General features: G+C 54.9%; 18 protein-coding genes. 6 read left to right on the top strand and 12 right to left on the bottom strand.

Going from position 1 to position 17,930, the window contains the following annotated elements:
* Positions 1 to 24: 24 nt before the first annotated feature.
* The 3 genes from prc to ACKWMY_RS09385 all read right to left on the bottom strand — a co-directional run bounded on the left by prc (position 25) and on the right by ACKWMY_RS09385 (position 3,399).
* Positions 25 to 2,073, bottom strand: a complete 2,049-nt coding sequence (prc, locus tag ACKWMY_RS09395; protein WP_409486222.1) for a carboxy terminal-processing peptidase — start codon at positions 2,071 to 2,073, stop codon at positions 25 to 27.
* 19 nt (positions 2,074 to 2,092) lie between these two features.
* Positions 2,093 to 2,806 (bottom strand): RNA chaperone ProQ, encoded by a 714-nt coding sequence (proQ, locus tag ACKWMY_RS09390; protein WP_409486221.1) that lies wholly within the window; start codon positions 2,804 to 2,806, stop codon positions 2,093 to 2,095.
* 95 nt (positions 2,807 to 2,901) lie between these two features.
* A complete protein-coding gene (locus ACKWMY_RS09385; protein WP_024529988.1) occupies positions 2,902 to 3,399 on the bottom strand; it encodes a GAF domain-containing protein in 498 nt (165 codons plus the stop codon).
* 240 nt (positions 3,400 to 3,639) lie between these two features.
* Here ACKWMY_RS09385 and yebS point away from each other — a divergent pair, with 240 nt between their 5' ends.
* The 3 genes from yebS (at position 3,640) to rsmF (ending at position 9,114) form a co-directional block, all read left to right on the top strand.
* The gene (yebS, locus tag ACKWMY_RS09380) at positions 3,640 to 4,887 is read left to right on the top strand and encodes a membrane integrity lipid transport subunit YebS (protein WP_074031035.1); all 1,248 of its coding nucleotides are present in this window, start codon (positions 3,640 to 3,642) and stop codon (positions 4,885 to 4,887) included.
* Positions 4,856 to 7,489 (top strand): PqiB family protein, encoded by a 2,634-nt coding sequence (locus tag ACKWMY_RS09375; protein ID WP_024529986.1) that lies wholly within the window; start codon positions 4,856 to 4,858, stop codon positions 7,487 to 7,489. Before yebS ends, ACKWMY_RS09375 begins: the two co-directional genes overlap by 32 nt.
* A 188-nt stretch (positions 7,490 to 7,677) precedes the next feature.
* Positions 7,678 to 9,114, top strand: coding sequence for a 16S rRNA (cytosine(1407)-C(5))-methyltransferase RsmF (gene rsmF, locus ACKWMY_RS09370; RefSeq protein ID WP_409486220.1), 1,437 nt, complete (start codon positions 7,678 to 7,680; stop codon positions 9,112 to 9,114).
* A 3-nt stretch (positions 9,115 to 9,117) separates the two neighbouring features.
* Here the strand turns inward: rsmF and ACKWMY_RS09365 are convergent, their stop codons facing one another.
* From ACKWMY_RS09365 to ACKWMY_RS09340, 6 genes are all read right to left on the bottom strand, one after another.
* Positions 9,118 to 10,092, bottom strand: a complete 975-nt coding sequence (locus tag ACKWMY_RS09365) for a spore coat protein U domain-containing protein (protein ID WP_409486219.1) — start codon at positions 10,090 to 10,092, stop codon at positions 9,118 to 9,120.
* Positions 10,089 to 12,611 carry a fimbria/pilus outer membrane usher protein gene (locus ACKWMY_RS09360; protein ID WP_409486218.1) on the bottom strand — a complete coding sequence of 841 codons (2,523 nt, stop codon included), beginning with the start codon at positions 12,609 to 12,611 and terminating at the stop codon, positions 10,089 to 10,091. The genes ACKWMY_RS09365 and ACKWMY_RS09360 overlap by 4 nt, the downstream gene beginning before the upstream one ends.
* A gap of 18 nt (positions 12,612 to 12,629) precedes the next feature.
* Positions 12,630 to 13,427, bottom strand: a complete 798-nt coding sequence (locus tag ACKWMY_RS09355; RefSeq protein WP_024529982.1) for a molecular chaperone — start codon at positions 13,425 to 13,427, stop codon at positions 12,630 to 12,632.
* A gap of 18 nt (positions 13,428 to 13,445) precedes the next feature.
* Positions 13,446 to 13,970 carry a spore coat U domain-containing protein gene (locus ACKWMY_RS09350; protein ID WP_074030948.1) on the bottom strand — a complete coding sequence of 175 codons (525 nt, stop codon included), beginning with the start codon at positions 13,968 to 13,970 and terminating at the stop codon, positions 13,446 to 13,448.
* Positions 13,971 to 13,982: 12 nt separating this feature from the next.
* Positions 13,983 to 14,501 carry a spore coat U domain-containing protein gene (locus ACKWMY_RS09345; RefSeq protein ID WP_074030947.1) on the bottom strand — a complete coding sequence of 173 codons (519 nt, stop codon included), beginning with the start codon at positions 14,499 to 14,501 and terminating at the stop codon, positions 13,983 to 13,985.
* Between the two features lie 63 nt (positions 14,502 to 14,564).
* The gene (locus ACKWMY_RS09340) at positions 14,565 to 15,110 is read right to left on the bottom strand and encodes a spore coat U domain-containing protein (RefSeq protein ID WP_024529979.1); all 546 of its coding nucleotides are present in this window, start codon (positions 15,108 to 15,110) and stop codon (positions 14,565 to 14,567) included.
* Positions 15,111 to 15,618: 508 nt separating this feature from the next.
* Here ACKWMY_RS09340 and ACKWMY_RS09335 point away from each other — a divergent pair.
* On the top strand, positions 15,619 to 15,867 hold the full coding sequence (locus ACKWMY_RS09335; RefSeq protein WP_021178226.1) for a DUF1480 family protein: 249 nt from the start codon (positions 15,619 to 15,621) through the stop codon (positions 15,865 to 15,867).
* 53 nt (positions 15,868 to 15,920) lie between these two features.
* Here ACKWMY_RS09335 and ACKWMY_RS09330 read toward each other — a convergent pair whose 3' ends face one another.
* Together ACKWMY_RS09330 and ACKWMY_RS09325 are read right to left on the bottom strand one after the other, a co-directional pair.
* A complete protein-coding gene (locus ACKWMY_RS09330) occupies positions 15,921 to 16,526 on the bottom strand; it encodes a hypothetical protein (protein WP_024529978.1) in 606 nt (201 codons plus the stop codon).
* Positions 16,527 to 16,529: 3 nt separating this feature from the next.
* Positions 16,530 to 16,916, bottom strand: coding sequence for an ASCH domain-containing protein (locus tag ACKWMY_RS09325; RefSeq protein ID WP_409486217.1), 387 nt, complete (start codon positions 16,914 to 16,916; stop codon positions 16,530 to 16,532).
* A gap of 338 nt (positions 16,917 to 17,254) precedes the next feature.
* Here ACKWMY_RS09325 and yniD point away from each other — a divergent pair, with 338 nt between their 5' ends.
* Positions 17,255 to 17,362 carry a small membrane protein YniD gene (gene yniD, locus ACKWMY_RS09320; RefSeq protein WP_223499378.1) on the top strand — a complete coding sequence of 36 codons (108 nt, stop codon included), beginning with the start codon at positions 17,255 to 17,257 and terminating at the stop codon, positions 17,360 to 17,362.
* Here yniD and ACKWMY_RS09315 read toward each other — a convergent pair.
* A complete protein-coding gene (locus ACKWMY_RS09315; RefSeq protein ID WP_074030945.1) occupies positions 17,359 to 17,547 on the bottom strand; it encodes a hypothetical protein in 189 nt (62 codons plus the stop codon). The genes yniD and ACKWMY_RS09315 overlap by 4 nt on opposite strands.
* A gap of 172 nt (positions 17,548 to 17,719) precedes the next feature.
* Here ACKWMY_RS09315 and ACKWMY_RS09310 point away from each other — a divergent pair, with 172 nt between their 5' ends.
* Complete coding sequence (locus ACKWMY_RS09310) at positions 17,720 to 17,929, top strand: hypothetical protein (RefSeq protein ID WP_024529976.1); 210 nt, start codon at positions 17,720 to 17,722, stop codon at positions 17,927 to 17,929.
* Position 17,930 lies beyond the last annotated feature (1 nt).

Raw genomic sequence — 17,930 nt, 5'->3', positions numbered from 1 at the left:
GATAACGTTAAATCCGCAAATAACTTACTTGGCGGCGGCCGTCTGTTGCGATGGCTGCTGCTTTTCGTTATTGGCCAGATCCAGCGCGATCTTGACCGTTTCATCCAGATACGGATCCGGCTCCTTGTAGTCCTTTGGCAGATCTTCCAGGGACTTCAGCGGTTTCTTACCCTCACGCTCCAGGCGCTCATTAATACGGTTCAGGCGCGTAGCATCATCGTCATGGTTCTCTTTCTCACGGATAGCCAGATTAAGAGAAACGATGTTGCGCTTGTCTTTCAACGCCTTGTAATGGGCAATATCCTGCGCGATGTATTGGAACTCGGGATCCTTGGCGATACGCTGCGCATGGTCTTTCAGCAGTTGCGGTTCAAACGGCTTCAAATCACCGGTTTTGGTGTAGGCAGCTGCATTGATGCTATCCCACGGCATGGCGTTATCTTCGAAGCTCTCGCCGGTTTCTGCCGGATCGATCCCCGTTGGCATCAGAATATCTGGTGTGACGCCTTTACGCTGGGTGCTGCCACCGTCAACGCGGTAGAACTTCTGGATGGTGTACTGGACAGAGCCCAGCGCGGGCCATTCAGGGCGCAGCATCTGATCGTAAATCCGGTTCAGTGAACGGTATTGCTGCACCGTGCCTTTACCGAAGGTAGGCTCGCCCACGATCAGCGCACGGCCATAGTCTTGCATTGCCGCAGCAAAGATCTCGGAAGCGGAGGCGCTGAAGCGGTCAACCAGCACCACCAGCGGGCCTTTGTAGTAGACAACGCCGTCGTTATCCGCATCTTCACGGATCTTGCCGTTGTTATCACGCACCTGAACAACTGGGCCACTTGGGATAAACAGACCGGAAAGCGATACCGCCTCGGTCAATGCTCCGCCGCCGTTGCCGCGCAGATCGATAATCAGACTGTCGACATTCTGCTTGGCCATTTTTTGCAGCTGGACTTTTACGTCATCGGTCAGGCCGACGTAGAAGCCAGGGATGTCCATCACCGCGACCTTCTGCTTGCCGACGGTCTTGATCGTCATTTTGACTGCGCGATCTTCTAGACGGATACGCTCACGAGTCAGCGTAACAATACGGGTTTTGGTGCCTTTACCTGCCGGCAGGATCTCCAGGCGAACCTTGCTACCCTTCGGCCCTTTGATCTGCGAGACGACGTCGTCAAGACGCCAGCCGATCACATCCACCATCGGTTTGCCTGCCTGGCCAACGCCGACAATACGGTCGCCCACGGCGATCGCCTTGCTCTTGGCTGCCGGGCCGCCTGCCACCATGGAGTTGATCACGGTGTAATCATCATCCATCTGCAACACGGCACCAATCCCTTCCAGCGAGAGACTCATCTCGGTATTGAACTGTTCGGTATTGCGTGGCGACAGGTAGTTGGTATGCGGATCGATTTCGTGGGCAAACGCAGTCATGATCAGCGAGAACACGTCTTCGCTGTTGCTTTGCGTCAGGCGTTTGATCGCAAACTGATAACGCTTGGTCAATGTGTCACGGATCTCTTTATCCGTTTTGCCGGTCAGCTTCAGGTTCAACTGATCGTATTTGACCTTGGCGTCCCACAGACGATCCAATTCGGCCTTGTCTTTCGGCCACGGCGCTTTGCTGCGGTCTACGTCAATGGTGTCATTGCCGGTGAAGTTCATCGGCTTGTCGAGCAGTGACAGCGCATACTGATAGCGCTCAAAGCGGCGTTTTTGCGCCAGATTGAACAGCGCATAAGGCGTAACCAGTTTGCCGGATTTCAGCTCTTCACCCAGCGTGCTGCGTTTGTCGGCAAATTGCGCGACGTCGGAGGCCAGCAGCACATTGTGGCTGTAGTCCAGCATATTCAGGTAACGATCGAAGATCTTGCCTGAAAAATCCGCATCCAGAACAAACTGGCGATAATGAGAGCGAGTGAAGCGCGAGGTTACGCGCTCACTCACGGTTGCATGTTCAGCTTCCTGCTCAAGCTTGGGCAGTTGATCGATGCGGATGTTGGCTGTATCCGCTCCGTAACTGACACCTGCCCACAGCAAAGCCGCAACTGCGGTTAATCTGACAAATTTGTTCATGCCTTGGTTGGCCTCCGTATCAGAACTGCAAGTGTTCTGCGCGCACAATCATCGCCAGACCGGAGGAGAGCTGTACACGAACGCCATCTTTAGCGATTTCGAGTACGGTTGCGTCCATCGCGCTCTGACCTGCTCTGACTTTGATTTCCTGGCCAATTTGCAGTTTTGAGATGTCTGTGACTGGCACATGACGCGGCTGGCTGGCCTCTTTGGCTACACGAGGTTCACGAGCTTGCTGTGGGCGTGCTTGTTGTGTGCGCGGCTTGCGGTTCTCTGCTGCGGCTCCGCCTTCACGACGTACGGCTGGCTTTTTGCCGGCATGACGCGGACGACGAGGCTCGGCAGTGGCAGACTCACCAGCAGCTTCACGTTTTTTGGCATTCTGTTCGGCACGTTGCGCCTGAACTCGCGCTTTGGCCTCTTCAAGCTGCTGACGAGCATGATCGACATGCTGCTGTTCCAGCTCACCGCACGGGTTACCGTCCAGGTCTACACGCTGGGCGCCAACTTTGACACCGTACAGGTAACGCCAGCTTGAGGTATACAGGCGCAAAGCTGAACGCAGCTGAGTTTTGCTGAGGTTCTCTTCCCCTTGTACACGTTCTACCAGATCCTGAAAAATACCGATTTTCAGCGGGCGTGCTTCGCCTTCGGCGCTAAAGCAGAGCGGGAAACGCTCGGCAAGAAAAGCAATGACTTCTTTAACTGTGTTCAACTTGTGTTGATTTTCCATGAAATTTCCTGATTACAACGGGTTGCCAACAAGCCGCAGGCATGAACAGGCGTCATTATAATGACGCCATCGCTAAATGCCACGTTAACCGTAGATCAACTTGCCGCTACAGTGACATATTTCGCAAAATTGCTCTGTGCCAGCCGTGCGCAAAGCCCCGCCACCACTGCTTTCAGGCCGATTTCGTCCTGTTCATCGAAGCGTTGATAAACTGTGCTGTCGATATCCAGAACACCGATGACCTGACCACTGACCTCTAACGGCAACACAATTTCCGCGTTGCTGGCTGCATCGCAGGCGATATGTCCAGGAAATGCATGAACATCGCCAACGCGCTGCACCTGGTTCTGCGCCGCTGCCGTACCGCACACGCCCTTACCCAACGGGATCCGCACGCAGGCAATCTTGCCTTGGAACGGGCCTAGCACCAGTTGATGGCCTTCCATCAGGTAAAAACCGACCCAGTTTACGTCATCAAGACGCTCATTGAGTAGCGCACTGGCGTTAGACAATGCGGCGATAAAATTATCTTCCCCATCCAGCAATGCGCTCAAATCGCGTTTTAATTCCGCGTAGAATGATTCTTTAGTCATGATTAACCGTTCAAATACTCAAATAGCCCAGACTTAACCCCTATAAAATAAGCATTAAATGCGTATAGCCACAAGGTTAATCATCTGTTGCTTCACAAAACACGGTACAACAGGGTATGTTTGCCGTCTAAAAATCATTTGTAACCTGCGATGCCAATCCCTTTTTACCGGTTGATGGCATTGACGGGTTGGTTTTCCAGCTACGCTAAGTAGACCTCAGGTCGCCAAACAGCACTCATGATGAAGATACTCGCCATTACCGGCCCGCTCTCCAAGGCTCGCCACCAACGCTGTTGTGAATGCGATTTACTGTTCACGTTGCCGTCGTTAACCCGCAATCAGGCCGCCTACTGCCCACGCTGCAACGCCAAGGTGGTGAATGGCCGCGACTGGTCAATGACTCGCCTGACCGCCGTAGCCGTCACCATGCTGTTGCTGATGCCCTTTGCCTTTAGCGAGCCGTTGATCAGCATTCGTCTGCTCGGCACGAAGATTAACGCTAGCCTGTTGGAAGGCATCTGGCAAATGAGCAGCCAGGGTGATCCGTTTACTGCCAGTATGGTCGCCTTCTGCACCATCGGCGCGCCGCTGACGCTATCACTGTCATTGCTGTATCTGTGGTTTGGCCATGCGCTCGGCATGAACCTGCGGCCTGTGTTGCTGATGCTGGAGCGTCTGAAAGAGTGGATCATGCTCGATATTTACCTGATCGGTATGGTGGTCGCGGCGATCAAGGTCAAGGAATATGCAGATATTCACCCCGGCAGCGCCCTGATTGCCTATCTGGCATTGACCCTGCTCAGCCTGCTGACGCTGATCCACATGAACCTGGAGCAGATGTGGGAACGCTACTATCCGCAGGAACAGCCAGAGGGTAAACCAGAGGCGTTACACGTCTGCCTGGCCTGCCATTTTACCGGTTTTCAGGATGAGCGTGGCCGCTGCCCCCGCTGTCATGTGCCGATGTGCCATCGCCAACCTTACAGCCTGCAAAAAACCTGGGCCGCGCTGATTGCCGCCATCGTGCTGCTGATCCCCGCCAACCTGCTGCCGATCTCGGTGGTTTACGCCAACGGCGCGCGTATGGAAGATACCATTTTCAGCGGCGTCGTTTCGCTGGCCAATTCGGGTAATATGCCGATCGCCGCCATCGTATTTATCGCCAGTGTCCTGGTACCCTTTACCAAGGTGATCGTCCTGCTGGTGCTGCTGTTCAGCATTCATTTCAAAACGTCGCACAGCCTCAAAACCCGTATCCGGCTGCTCCGGCTGGTCACCTGGGTTGGCCGCTGGTCGATGCTCGATCTGTTCGTGATCTCGTTGATGATGTCGCTGATCAATCGCGACCAACTGTTATCTTTTACTATGGGGCCAGCAGCTTTTTACTTTGGGTCTGCGGTTATTTTAACTATCCTTGCCGTACAGTGGCTGGACAGCCGATTGATTTGGGATGCACATGCAACAGGAAACGCCGAATACGCCGACTGAGGCGCGGGTCAAAAACAAGCGCCGTATCTCGCCATTCTGGTTACTGCCGTTTATCGCCCTGCTGATTGCCGGGTGGCTGGTCTATACCAATTACCAGGAGAGCGGCAATAGCGTCACCATAGACTTCCAGTCTGCGGCAGGTATTGTCGCTGGCCGCACGCCGGTACGTTACCAGGGTGTGGAGGTGGGTACCGTGCAAAGCATTTCGCTGAGCAAGGATCTGCGTAGTATCGTGGTTGAAGCCAGTATCAAGAGCGATCTGGAAGACTCACTGCGGGAAGGCACACAATTTTGGCTGGTAACCCCTAAAGCCTCATTGGCCGGGGTTTCCGGCCTGGATGCGCTGGTAGGGGGTAACTACATCGGCATGATGCCGGGCAGGGGCAAGCCACAAACCCACTTCACCGCGTTGGACACGCAGCCGAAATACCGTCTGAACACCGGTGAGCTGATGATCCACCTGCAAGCAGACGACCTCGGTTCCCTGAACACTGGCTCGCTGGTCTATTATCGCAAAATCCCTGTTGGTAAAGTTTACGACTACACTATTTCACCAGGTAACAAGGGCGTGATCATCGACGTGCTGATCGACCGCCGCTTTGCCAATCTGGTGAAGGATAACACCCGCTTCTGGAACGTTTCCGGTTTTAAAGGCGATTTCAGCCTGTCCGGTGCCAGCGTGCAGATGGAAAGTCTGGCAGCGCTGGTAAATGGTGCGATAGCCTTTGATTCCCCGCTCGACGGCAAGCAGGCCAAAGCCGATCAAAACTATACGCTGTATCCGGACCTGGCCCGCAGCCAACGCGGGGTGAATATCACGCTGGACCTGCCCGACGGCAACAGCCTTAGCGAGGGGCGCACACCGCTGATGTATCAAGGATTGCAGGTCGGCACCTTGACTCGCCTGGCTCTGCAACAGGATAGCAAGGTAACCGGCGAACTCACCATCGATCCTTCGGTGGTCGATCTGATGCGTAGTGGCACGCGCATTGAGATGCGCAGCCCAAAAATCAGCCTTAACGACGCCAAGCTAAGCCAGCTGTTGACCGGCAACACCCTGGAATTGGTGCCGGGTGATGGAGAACCCCAGCAGCACTTTACCGTGTTGGACAGCAGTAAAACGCTGCTGCAACAGCCTGGCGTGGTAACGGTCACCTTGAATGCCCCGCAAAGCTACGGCATCGACGTCGGGCAACCGTTAATCGTGCACGGCATCAAGATTGGCCAGATCCTGACACGAACCCTGACCGACAGCGGCGTAACCTTTACGGCGGCGATCGAACCTCAACACCGCAGTTTGCTGCATAAAGACAGTAAATTCGTGGTCAACAGCCGTGTGGATGTCAAATTCGGGCTGGACGGCGTGCAGGTGTTGGGTGCCAGCGCCCAGGAGTGGCTGGACGGCGGCGTACGCCTGATCCCTGGAGGTAAAGGCGAACCGGACGCTCAGTATCCGCTGTACAGCAACGCGGAAAAAGCCGCCGAGGGCATCGTCGGCAACAACCCACTGCCGACCTTGACGCTTACCGCTGCCAGCCTGCCAGATGTGCAAGCCGGCTCGGTGGTGTTATACCGCAAGTTCCAGGTGGGTGAGATTGTCAACGTACGGCCCAAAGCCAACGAGTTTGACGTTGAGGTCTATATCAGCCCGGAATACCGCAAGCTGTTAACCAGCGAAAGCATTTTCTGGGCGGAAGGTGGTGCCAAGGTGCAATTGAACGGCAGCGGCCTCACGGTGCAGGCTTCTCCGCTCAACCGCGCGCTGAAAGGCGCCATCAGCTTTGATAACCTGCAGGGCGTTACGCTGGATAAAGGGGCCAAACGCGTGCTGTACGCCTCCGAAACCGCCGCTCGCGCCGTGGGTAGCCAGATCACGCTACGCACCTATGATGCCAGCAAACTGTCCCCTGGCATGCCAATACGCTATCTGGGCATTGATATCGGCCAGCTTGAATCTCTGAAACTGGCACCGGAGCGTAACGAGGTGCTGGCAAAAGCAGTATTGTACCCAGAGTATGTGAAAACCTTTGCCCGTCTCGGCAGCCGTTTCGCCATCGTGTCACCGGAGATTTCTGCCGCGGGGGTCAATAATCTGGACTCCCTGTTGCAGCCCTATATCAACGTGGAACCTGGCCACGGCGGCTCAATGCGCACTTTTGAGCTACAGGAAGCCAGCATTACCGACTCCCGCTACCTGGATGGGCTGAGCGTGATCCTGGACGCCGCAGAAACCGGTTCGCTGCAAATCGGCACGCCGATCCTGTTCCGTGGCATTGAGGTGGGTACCGTGACCGGTTTCTATCTGGGGGCGATGTCAGATCGTGTTCACGTCTCACTGCGCGTCAGCAAGAAATACCAGCATCTGGTGCGTAACAACAGCGTCTTCTGGCTGGCCTCTGGCTATAACCTGCAGTTTGGCCTGACGGGCGGTGTGATAAAGAGCGGTACCTTCCAGCAGTTTATTCGCGGTGGTATTGCCTTTGCCACCCCACCAAGCATTCCATTGGCCCCTAAAGCCACGCCGAACAAACACTTCCTGCTGAATGCGGAAGAGCCGAAAGATTGGCGCGAATGGGGCACCGCCATCCCGAGGGATAACTGATAGCTATCGGCAGGGTTCACTGTTCTGAACCCTGCCGAGTTCACCGTACCGAAGCTGCCGCCACCTGAATAATCCCTATCATTGCTGCTTTGTCATCCATCTCATTGACCGTAACTTGCCGGTATTCTCAGGCAGGCAGTTTATGGTAAACTAGCCCCTTCGATTTTTTTCCGCCCTGAGAGCTCCCTGTGGCTAAACCTGCCCCTGCTTTTTTGCCTCCTGCGTTTCTCGACGCGACTCGCGCCATCATGCCTGACCATTTATCCATGGATGACTTCATCGCTATTTGCCAACAACCCTTGCGGCGTAGCCTGCGGGTCAACACGCTGAAAATCAGCGTTGCCGACTTTCTGGCGCTGGTAAAAGACTACGACTGGCGGCTGGAACCCATCCCCTGGTGCTCAGAAGGCTTTTGGATCGAGCGCGAGGACGAAGCATTACGGCTGGGTAGCGCGGCGGAGCATCTAAGCGGCCTGTTCTACATTCAGGAAGCCAGCTCCATGCTGCCGGTGAGCGCCCTGTTTGCCGGGCGTGAGACCCCGCGCCGGGTGCTGGATGTCGCCGCCGCGCCGGGTTCCAAAACCACCCAGATCGCCGCGTTGATGGGCAACCAGGGCGGCATTGTCGCCAATGAATATTCGGCTAGTCGGGTCAAGGTATTACACGCCAACATCAGCCGCTGCGGCGTCAAAAATACGGCGCTGACCCATTTCGACGGCCGGGTGTTTGGCGCCGCCTTACCGGAAAGCTTTGACGCCATCCTGCTGGATGCGCCCTGCTCTGGTGAGGGCGTGGTGCGTAAAGATCCGGATGCCATGAGCAACTGGTCACCAGAAAGCGTAGCGAGCATCGCGCAAACCCAGTGGGAACTGATCGACAGCGCCTTCCACGCCCTGGCACCCGGCGGCGTGATGGTTTACTCCACCTGCACGTTGAATGCTCAGGAAAATCAGCAAGTGGTGCATCAACTGTTGGCCACCTACGGCGATGCCGTCAGCGTAGAGCCACTGGACGATCTGTTCCCACAGGCACAGCTTGCCCTCACCCCAGAAGGCTTCCTGCACGTATTCCCGCAGATTTATGACAGTGAAGGCTTCTTTGTCGCCCGGCTGCGTAAAAATCACAGCGTTCCGGCCCTGGCCAAACCGAGCTATAAACTGGGTAAGTTCCCCTTCACCCCGCTCTCGGCCCAGGAGTCCGCACTGGTGGCACAGGCTGCCGCAGCTTCTGGCTTAACCTGGGATGACACCAGCAAATTATGGGCGCGGGATAAAGAAATCTGGCTGTTCCCCGCCGAGCTGGAGCCTTTAGTCAGCAAAGTGCGTTTTTCACGCATTGGCCTTAAGTTGGCGGAACGCTTCCCAAAAGGGTTCCGCTGGCAGCATGAGGCGGTGATCGCCTTGGCTGCCAGTGGCAACCCACAGACGTTTGAGCTTGATGCGGCGCTGGCCCAGGAGTGGTTTCATGGCCGCGATCTCTACCCCTCGCAACCCCCACAAAGCAATGAGTGTATCGTCACTTATCAGCATCAGCCGCTAGGGCTGGCCAAACTGATCGGCAGCCGGATTAAAAACAGCCTGCCCCGCGAACTGGTGCGTGATGGAGTGTTGGATTTCCATCAATAACATTTAATAGGCCACGGTCACCGTTACAGTGTCACTATAACTCCCTGCTGGCTGGTTATTTTGCGAGAGATTAACCGAAGCAGTATAGGGGAAGGATTGCGAGGTGCCCGTGCCCGTCGCGTTGCTATTGGTGGCGGCGGTCCAAACGGTGCTATCCCCCTTGAACAACTGATACTGAATATAGCTGGTGGTGCCGTTTACCGTAGACGCCATTTGCCGATATTGCCCCGAACTGGCGACGCTGCTGGTCAGATTGACAGAATAGCTGGCATTTAGGGTACAACGTACGCTGATGGTATTGGCAACAACCGCGGTGAGGCCAGACGGCAAGGCCGCAGTCCCAAAACCGACGTTCGGCGCGCTGTCGATATAGCAGTAGTTGGTGATGACGAGCGACAGATTAATATTGGAACCGCTCGTTATACTACCGGTATCAGGGAGACAAAGCAGATTGCCTACCGCAATTGAGCAGATGCTCCAGGACCAGGTAATCGGGATGGTGTCGGTATAAGTGCCGGCAGCCAGATTAGAGTTCATTTGCGGTCGAATAAAAATCGGCAGCGTACTGTTTGGCCCGGTGAACAAACCGAGTAAACCCAACGCGGTGGTATTGCTCCAGGTAATAACGCTGCCCTGATTATAAAGCGTACTGCAGCCACCATCCTGGCACAGGCTATAAGGCAAATACTGGCCGGTAGCCGCGCTGAATAAACGTGGCTGGGTGCTGACAGGGTGCAACGTCGTGCCGATGGTGGCGGTAATGGTATTGGTGCCGCCAATATTGAGCAACCCGCCAGTACAGGTCAGCCCGCTACTTACGGAGGTGACCAATGGGGCGCTGCTGACCGCAAAGGAGTTTTGCGTGCCCAGCGAACCGTTGGTGGGAGTAGCCGTGCAGCCCGCCCTTCCTGATGGAATAAAACCCGCCAACAGCATCAATGCCAATCCTGCTCGCATCCATCGTAATAGCATAATCATGATTTCTTCTCTTCAGCACTGCCTTGGCAGACCAGCGGCCCGACCTGTTCAATGCTGTGATAATTAGGGTTCAGGTCGAAGCCCACACGGCATACCGAGCGATCCTCCCGCTGGATACTTAACTGGCCATGGGGTTGTAAATGCGAGAAGTACACCAGCCCGTCATAACCGACAACGGTGGTTTGTTGCGTGGTTTGTTCCGTGACCAAGGTGCCCAGCTTCAGCGGTTGCCCGGCGGTGTCATGTAGCGTGATATTGGCCGAAAGGACTTTTTGTACCGGGAATTTCACCACCATCCCGCTACCTTGCTTAACGGCAATGCGATTGTTGACCTGGTTGGCCACCACGTCCGCCGGTAACGGCAGCGTGTCGATCTCGACCTTGGCCGGATAGTACGAGCTGATCGACGGGATCAGCAGATGCCCGTTGCTGTCGGTGGTGCCCATCTTCTGATTCTCGTACAGTACCGAAACCCCGGCGTAATTGTCGGTATCCACCACGATAAACGCGTCGTTGATCTTGTCCGACAGGAACCAGGAGTTGGCCATGAACACCACTGAGCCGCTCAGGTCTGCCCAATTGGTGTATTCCCCTTGTGGGCCAAAGATGCCGCCTTGCAGCGTAGCATAGCGGGTTTTCCAGGTGGCATCGGCCTGTTGATAGCCATCACCACCGCCGCTGTAAGCCAGGTTCCAGCCCATGCCGCCATCCGTGGGAGCCGCCTTGCTGGCCCCCACCTGCTGCTGATAATGCCCATTATTGTTACGTGCCAACCCCGCATTGAGGCTGACATCACTGCCCAGTGGAATAATGAATTGCAGCTGCGCACTGTAGCCGTTATCCCCCAACGTTTTGTTGAGTGAGACAAACATGCTGCTCTGCCCCCACAGGGCACGGCTGTAAGAGAAGTTCACCAGGCGGGTATGAGAGTTATCATAGGCCTGGACGTCGTAATAGCCCAAGCCCAGGGTGCCATTGCTTGAGCCGAACGGCGAAGCGCTGAAGGTGGCCTGATCGGATTGACGGCTCAGGCGGGTATTGCTGGTGTAAGATGTGAGATCCTGATAGCCCACGGTGCGCGAGGCCCGCTGTGCCGAAAAGCTGAATAACGTCGAATTATAGGAGTAGCCCAACGTGTACTGACTACCGTCTTTTTTGTCCGTCACGTTAGTTCCCAGCGGATTATCAATACCCTGATTGGTGCCAGACATACCTGGTGTATTTGGCAGGACAATCTGATCATTCACCACATCGCTGGTCGCTACTGGCGGATGGTTGGCTTTGCTCTGGCTACCAGACAGGCTTAGCGTCCCCCAGGTTCCCACCGCAATATCGGCCCCTAACCCGCCGAGCGCCAGCCCTTGCGTGGCCTCGCTGTGCCCTGAAAGCGTCAAATAGTTACTCAGCCCGTAGCGGTAAATTCCGCTGAAGGCTGCATCTGAATAATCGCCATTAGAGATGCCATAATTCTGGCGCACCGCGCCGAGTGACACATCAAAGTCGCTCAGGTTTTTACGCAGCAGGGTATTGGATACATAAAACGGCACCGTGGTTGATACCTGGCGCCCGACCGCATCGGTGGTAACGATCGTCGCTTCACCGGCCCCGTTGATGTAAGGCACATTGGTGAGGGTAAACGGCCCGGAGTTCAGGTTATTGCTGCTGGCCTTAAAGCCGTTGAGAAATAAATCCACAGTGCTGGGGACCGCTGCGGTACCGCTATATTGCAACAGCGGATAGGTCACCAGATCCGGGCGCAGGGCAAAATTGCGGCTGATGCGTAATCCCCCCATGCGGGCCGAATTACTCCAGGTTAGCGAGTTACTGACAAAATCCCCAAGCTGATAGCTGATCAGATCTTGTTCATCGCTATAACGCCAGAACGTATCGTAGCGCAAATAGCGGTCTTGAACGGCACTGCCGCCGTCGCCCGATACGGTGTCGATATTGTAGCGATAGGTCCCGGTATTACTGATAATCCCCGCATTGCTGAACAAGCGTTGCTCCATCCAGGTGGCAACCGAACTGGAACCTTCGTGGGGATCGGTATAATAGGCATCGTAGTTTAGCAGCAGACCGGTGCTACTTTGCGCCACGGTGTAATTCATCAGCTCGCCGCCGCCGACGTCCTGTTTTGGCAGCCAGGTATCCGGTACCTGAAAAATCAGCTGCTGGGCGGCAGAATCATATTTCACCTTCACCCCTGGCAACTCCTCGACCTTAATCAACCCTTGCTGGCCATTGGTCCGTACGTGGTTCTTTGCCAGCACGCCGGCCTCCACGTAATACGCATTTTCCCGATAGGTCACAGGAACCACCTGGCCGTCGCTCTGGCCATTGACGACCAGGGTCAGGTAGAACATTGCATTGGTGATCACCGGTGCCGCACGCGGGGCATCGGGCAATGATGAGTACTCCTGCGCCTGAACGCAGAAGGTACTCAGGCATAGCAGGCACAGACCGCCCCGGCAATACAGCGGATACTGATGACCGGGACGAGTAATGGCTCGGTTCGGCATTCGTCGCGCTTCCTGCCGCTATTCGCCGCGCGGAATGACGATGGGTTTGGTGTTATCGGCAATTTGCGCATTGAGTTGCGCACCAGGACTAACCCCGGCAGGAACCGGCCAGCGCATTGACTGCCCTGGCAAGACGTAGCCCATAAAGCCCGCGATCATGGTTTTCACGCCCTGCTGTTGGTTGCCTTTCTCTGACCAGAACACATTACTCAGCCGCGCATGCACAATGCCGCTATTACGAACCTGTAAATAGGTTTTCCCGCCGTCATTGACCGTGCGCCATTGCAGCACTGGACGCGTCGCCGTGGCAGCATCGCGTTTGATATCGCTACGTTCGTTGGTCCACAAGCCAGCACCATCCATAAACAGCGGCAGCAGATAGCGCATCTGTAACTGCAGCCCGACCACCGCTTTACTTTGCCCCCCGGCAGCGCCACTGATCGGCGACGGGATTTCATCAACGATGATGCGGTACGCCTGCTCGGTATTGGCCGGTACCGGCGTATTGCGGATCAACCTGATCAGTTGGCGTTGCCCCGGCGGTACGGTAGCAAAAGGTGGACTGGCGACCACATTATTCTGATCGGCATAGCGCTCATTAAAATTTTCCTGTTTCCATGCCAGCACCCGCACCTGGAGAGAAACGGGCTCTGCCCCGCGATTTTCCAGCCATAATGCAGAGCCGTTCTGATCGGACTCAATGATTTGATATACCGGCCAAACCAGCACCGAGCTGGCGGCTTGTGCCGTGATTGAAGCACACAGGGTGTAACTCAGTACTACAGCGCTGATAATGCGGGTAAACAAGGTCGACATAGCTCATATCCTGATGATTCAATAAGTTAATGTTACGGTGACCGTATCGGTATAAGTTCCTGCCGAAGGCAGTGTGGTCACGGCGTATAACCGGGCATAAACCGGGTAAGTTTGTGTGGTACTGGGAAAACTGGGGATAGACATCACCAATGCGCCATTGCCCCAGACCTGACTACGGTTGGCATCGCGAAACAGCTGATAACCCAGAGTGTCGCTATTGGCGGTGTTTTGCATGAAACGCCGGGTTGCGCTGCCACCGTGAGTCCCGTAATCCATAGCAATGGCGACCGTCGTTCCCGGCGTACAGGTCACCACCACCGAACCGGCACCGGCGGTACTCACGGTATCGACATTACTGGTAATGGTCGTCATGGATCCGAAATTGATGGTGCCAAGGTTGGAGGTAGGGCTGGAAAATGAGCTGCCAAAAGCACAGCCGTTGGTCAGGGTTGCCGTCACGGTAAAGGTCGTGGTGGTTGGCGTGGCAGCACGTAGCGCACCGCACATCATCAACGGTAGCAGGATCAAGGAGACATGGCGCATCAATGCCCCCCGCTACCAGGACACGGTGACATTCACCGTATCCAGATAAACACCGGCAGCCGGTGTGGTTTGCGCCGGAACACGGCCATAGACGGTGTGCCATTGATCTGCTCCGTTGCCGGTGTCACTTAGCCCGGTGGTGTTATCCCAAATCGTCCCTCCGGGTTGGTTGGTATAAAGGTTGTACTGCACGCTAATCGAGCTATTGTTGGTATTCACCATTTTGCGATTCGTGACCACGCCACTGCTGCCCCCATCCAGCAAGATTTTATAACTCAGACCACTGACGCATTTGACACGGATTGAGCCCGCCAACTGGGCGCTGGTCGCGTTGATCACAGTGTTCACAGCGGCAAAAGTGCCGAAATTCATCGTGCCAAAGCTGGTATTGCCCGACGTTGTCGTTCCCGCTTCACAGGCGGGCAGCAACGTGGCTGCAATGCCGATCGTCGCCGCCTGACCTAAGGGAATGTTGAGCAGTAAAGACTGCGACAAGATCGCTGGCAACAGCAGCAATACCTTGATCCCCATGCTCGTTCCTTCCCGTAGAGAAAACCAGCCAGGGGCTGATTCGCCCCCGACGGAATAACAGCCTTACCAGGAAAGCGTGGCAACTACGGTATCGTTGTAAGTCCCTGCGGTTGGTGTGGTACTGAGCTGGTCGCCAGGTAATACGCGGCCATAAATCGGGATGTTTTGTGCGGTCGTGCCCGTCGTCAAGGCAATCGGCGTATTAATGGCGATTTCCGTGGTACGCGCACTATCAGAATAGAGGCGATAAGGAATGGTGTCGCCGCCGGAACTCATGGCACGCAGCGCGCCCGTTGCCGCCAGCCCGCCATTGAGCGACAGCGTTGGGCTCAGGCCAGTGCTGCAGGTGATGGTGACCGCGCTGGAACCATTGGCACCAAATACCGTACCGTTGATCACGCTGGTCAGATCGGAGTAACTGCCAAAGTTCAAGGTCCCCCATTGGTTGGCACCGCCGGTTGCACCGCCGTTACCCACGGTACATCCGCTACCGATCGTCAACTGAATGCCAACTTGCCCTGTCAAAGTCCCCGCAGCCTGCACACCTGAAGCCAATGACAAGGTTGCAGCAGCCAGCAAGGCCAGTAATAAACTCTTTTTTTCGCCCATGATAACTCCCAATAACAACTTACACCGATGTGTATTCATGCAACCAGGTTGCGTATGGAAATTCTCTGGTGGACTCACATACTGCCAAAAACTGCCAAAGGACGACGCTCAAACCGGGTTCTGTTTTTTTGCTAGCGAACCCTGGCGGCAAAAACCTGATGACACAGGCTTTCGTGGTTAAATATAGATTAATAAATTTAGCTTAAGCGGAATTTATCTGCCTTTAATAAAATAAGGATAAAAAACCATTTTTCATATTATTAACAAATTTTACTCCAGTAAAACTCGACATACCTCGACTTTAAAATTGTTAAGGAGTGCGATGGTGAGAAACGTTAATATTTATCGTGGCAATTAAGTCAGTATTAACGGCTGGGTCTAGTGTTACGAGCAGTGTCCGGCGGGCCGATAACTACTTTTTTTGTGACTTTTTCGCCTGTTTGTCTATGCTTAGTGGGTGGTCGCAACTGGTCACACCTCATACCACTAGCTTCAGCAAGGAGTTCCAATGGGCAAAACCGTCGTGAAAATAGGCAGCTTCGAGGTTGATGACGCGCATTTAACGCCAGCATCTGAACACGCCGAAGGGAAAAGCACCCTGGCGATCCCCTGCAAATCAGACCCCGACCTGTGCATGCAACTGGACGGTTGGGACGAGCACACCAGTATTCCGGCTATGCTGGATGGCCAGCAGTCGCTGCTGTACAAACAGCATTACGATCGACATGCGGATGCCTGGGTGATGCGGCTGGAGTAGAGAGATTCAGGAGAAAGGACGCGCCGTGTTCCCATTGGGCACGGCACGTTGTTTTATGCGATGGCGATACCGCGCCCGGCAAAGAAACGGCCGAAATCTGCCAGTGACATTGTCACCTTCTGACGGCTGGCGAGGCTATCACCGGAAGGATTATGAAAGGTGACACTATGCCGATCCGCAGCGAACACCAGCACCAGATGCCCACCCCGCGCTGGCGGCTGTATCGCTGGTTGCCGGATACTCGGATGCACCGAGGCGATAAAATAGCGGTGTTGCTCCAATAGCGGCGGCAACTGATGTTCATCGAGATTGACTCGCACCTCTGCCGTTAGCGCAAACTGTTCACGCACAAACTTCACAAAGGGCGCATAAATCAGCCCCTTGATCCGTTCTCCGTCACGCACATAGGCCCCGTAAGGCAAGCTGCGGCGTGCCAGCTCCAGCAATGGCGGTGCAGTACCGTCCCGGTGCGTCAGCACCATTTTCAGACAGGCCATACCGCACACGTGGTTGGCCCACTCGACATATTCCGCCGGACTAGCCGCCCCGCTCTGCACCCAGTTGGCATCATCCGCCAACGTAGCACGCCCGGCAATCAGATTGGCAGCCAGCTCTGGCGTCGCCCATTGACACACGTAGGGCACTTCAGGCAGTGACATCACTCAGAACTTTTCGATAACCTTGAAATGCATCAACACCAACGTCATATCCGGTGAGAACAGTTCATACTCTTCAAAGAAGCGTTTGTGCTCTTTGCGCCAGTAATCCAGCGAGCGATCGCCTTCACCTTCCGCCAAGGCATGAGCCGCATCCACCTGTTCATAGGTGCTCATATCCACTTTCGTCAGCTCAATGGCGCACACTGGCTCGTTCTTGCCGTCCACCACCACAAAGACATCGCCAGGCTGTGGGATCCCTTCGCCATCCAGATTGGAGCAGGTGGCGATCTTGACCCCATCCAGCACCAGCTTCACCAACTCATCCGCCTGCTGTTCGGTATCACCAAACGCCCAACGTTCTACATTTTCATACTTTTCAGGAATGGCCATTGCTTTACCTTTATTGATTGAGTCACAGGTGCTCAGGCAATATTACACCGTATTCCCTCACGTCTGCATCCATCACGTTGTCGCGCAGGCTCGCAGCCCCTGCTTTTTACCTGACTTTACGGTAAAGTTCTGTGCGTATCGCAGTGCAGCATTCATACTGTGGATCAAGACGTCCTCAATGGCAGCCAACCTGCCAGGGCAGTAAAATGAACCAGGCAGAGCAAGATCCCGATGACACCTTCAGTGATTTACTGAAAATCATCACCTTTATAGCCATCACCCTTATCGCTCTGGGTAGTTGGTATCTCTGCGTCTAAAGGAAAATAAGGAACCCCGAATTGCCAACCAAGCGTATGCGTACCAAACACTGGAAAATGTTTGTGATCCTGGTGCTGATCTGTCTGGCCCTGCTGTTATTGCGCTGGGCGGCTATCGTCTTCGGTTAATCCTGCATTTTGTTAGCCGCCTCTCCCGCTCGGGTAGGAGGCGCTTTGGCCACTGGCTCAAACAGCTCTCGCAAATAGGCCATCCGGGCTTCCCCCTGCGGTAGCCACCAACGGCACCAGCGATTGTTCACTTCGGCATGTCGGCTAAGTTGATAATAAGCCGCTAGTTGTTCGACCAGTTTCATGGTTGCGCCCCTCTCGTTGAATTGACCAATCCAGTATTGAATATAAAAACCAGAAGAAACACTGATGGGATAATTTTTATACTTCCGGTTTTATTTTCTCTGTGGCCTGACGGGTAGCGCTACCGGTTGGCAACTGCTACATTGAGCAAAAATCACCCAGCCGAGGTTAGCGATGAAGTTCTCGGAACAGGAGATCAAACCAGTATGGGATGAGGTTGCCCGATTGATTGGCGACAGCGTGATGCAGTTACGTCATCGCGGCGAGGAATTATCGGTGGGGAGCCTGTCCAGGCAGTTGGCGCAGCATCTGGCGGAAAGTCACGATATCGAGCAGCGCATCCTGATCGCTGCGGCGATCAACATGCTGAAAGAGGGAAAGTGAA

Origin of the sequence: Serratia sp. J2, from assembly GCF_046269175.1 — a bacterium.
Lineage (GTDB): Bacteria > Pseudomonadota > Gammaproteobacteria > Enterobacterales > Enterobacteriaceae > Chania > Chania fonticola_C.
The sequence above is the reverse complement of the archived record's forward strand: the minus strand, read 5'-3'. Positions and strand labels throughout refer to the sequence as shown.

Excerpts from the sequence above, each read along its gene's own strand:
- prc (WP_409486222.1), bottom strand. The coding sequence starts at position 2,073 with ATGAACAAATTTGTCAGATTAACCGCAGTTGCGGCTTTGCTGTGGGCA.
- proQ (WP_409486221.1), bottom strand. The coding sequence starts at position 2,806 with ATGGAAAATCAACACAAGTTGAACACAGTTAAAGAAGTCATTGCTTTT.
- ACKWMY_RS09385 (WP_024529988.1), bottom strand. The coding sequence starts at position 3,399 with ATGACTAAAGAATCATTCTACGCGGAATTAAAACGCGATTTGAGCGCA.
- yebS (WP_074031035.1), top strand. The coding sequence starts at position 3,640 with ATGAAGATACTCGCCATTACCGGCCCGCTCTCCAAGGCTCGCCACCAA.
- ACKWMY_RS09375 (WP_024529986.1), top strand. The coding sequence starts at position 4,856 with ATGCAACAGGAAACGCCGAATACGCCGACTGAGGCGCGGGTCAAAAAC.
- ACKWMY_RS09365 (WP_409486219.1), bottom strand. The coding sequence starts at position 10,092 with ATGATTATGCTATTACGATGGATGCGAGCAGGATTGGCATTGATGCTG.
- ACKWMY_RS09360 (WP_409486218.1), bottom strand. The coding sequence starts at position 12,611 with ATGCCGAACCGAGCCATTACTCGTCCCGGTCATCAGTATCCGCTGTAT.
- ACKWMY_RS09355 (WP_024529982.1), bottom strand. The coding sequence starts at position 13,427 with ATGTCGACCTTGTTTACCCGCATTATCAGCGCTGTAGTACTGAGTTAC.
- ACKWMY_RS09350 (WP_074030948.1), bottom strand. The coding sequence starts at position 13,970 with ATGCGCCATGTCTCCTTGATCCTGCTACCGTTGATGATGTGCGGTGCG.
- ACKWMY_RS09345 (WP_074030947.1), bottom strand. The coding sequence starts at position 14,501 with ATGGGGATCAAGGTATTGCTGCTGTTGCCAGCGATCTTGTCGCAGTCT.
- ACKWMY_RS09340 (WP_024529979.1), bottom strand. The coding sequence starts at position 15,110 with ATGGGCGAAAAAAAGAGTTTATTACTGGCCTTGCTGGCTGCTGCAACC.
- ACKWMY_RS09335 (WP_021178226.1), top strand. The coding sequence starts at position 15,619 with ATGGGCAAAACCGTCGTGAAAATAGGCAGCTTCGAGGTTGATGACGCG.
- ACKWMY_RS09330 (WP_024529978.1), bottom strand. The coding sequence starts at position 16,526 with ATGTCACTGCCTGAAGTGCCCTACGTGTGTCAATGGGCGACGCCAGAG.
- ACKWMY_RS09325 (WP_409486217.1), bottom strand. The coding sequence starts at position 16,916 with ATGGCCATTCCTGAAAAGTATGAAAATGTAGAACGTTGGGCGTTTGGT.
- ACKWMY_RS09315 (WP_074030945.1), bottom strand. The coding sequence starts at position 17,547 with ATGAAACTGGTCGAACAACTAGCGGCTTATTATCAACTTAGCCGACAT.
- ACKWMY_RS09310 (WP_024529976.1), top strand. The coding sequence starts at position 17,720 with ATGAAGTTCTCGGAACAGGAGATCAAACCAGTATGGGATGAGGTTGCC.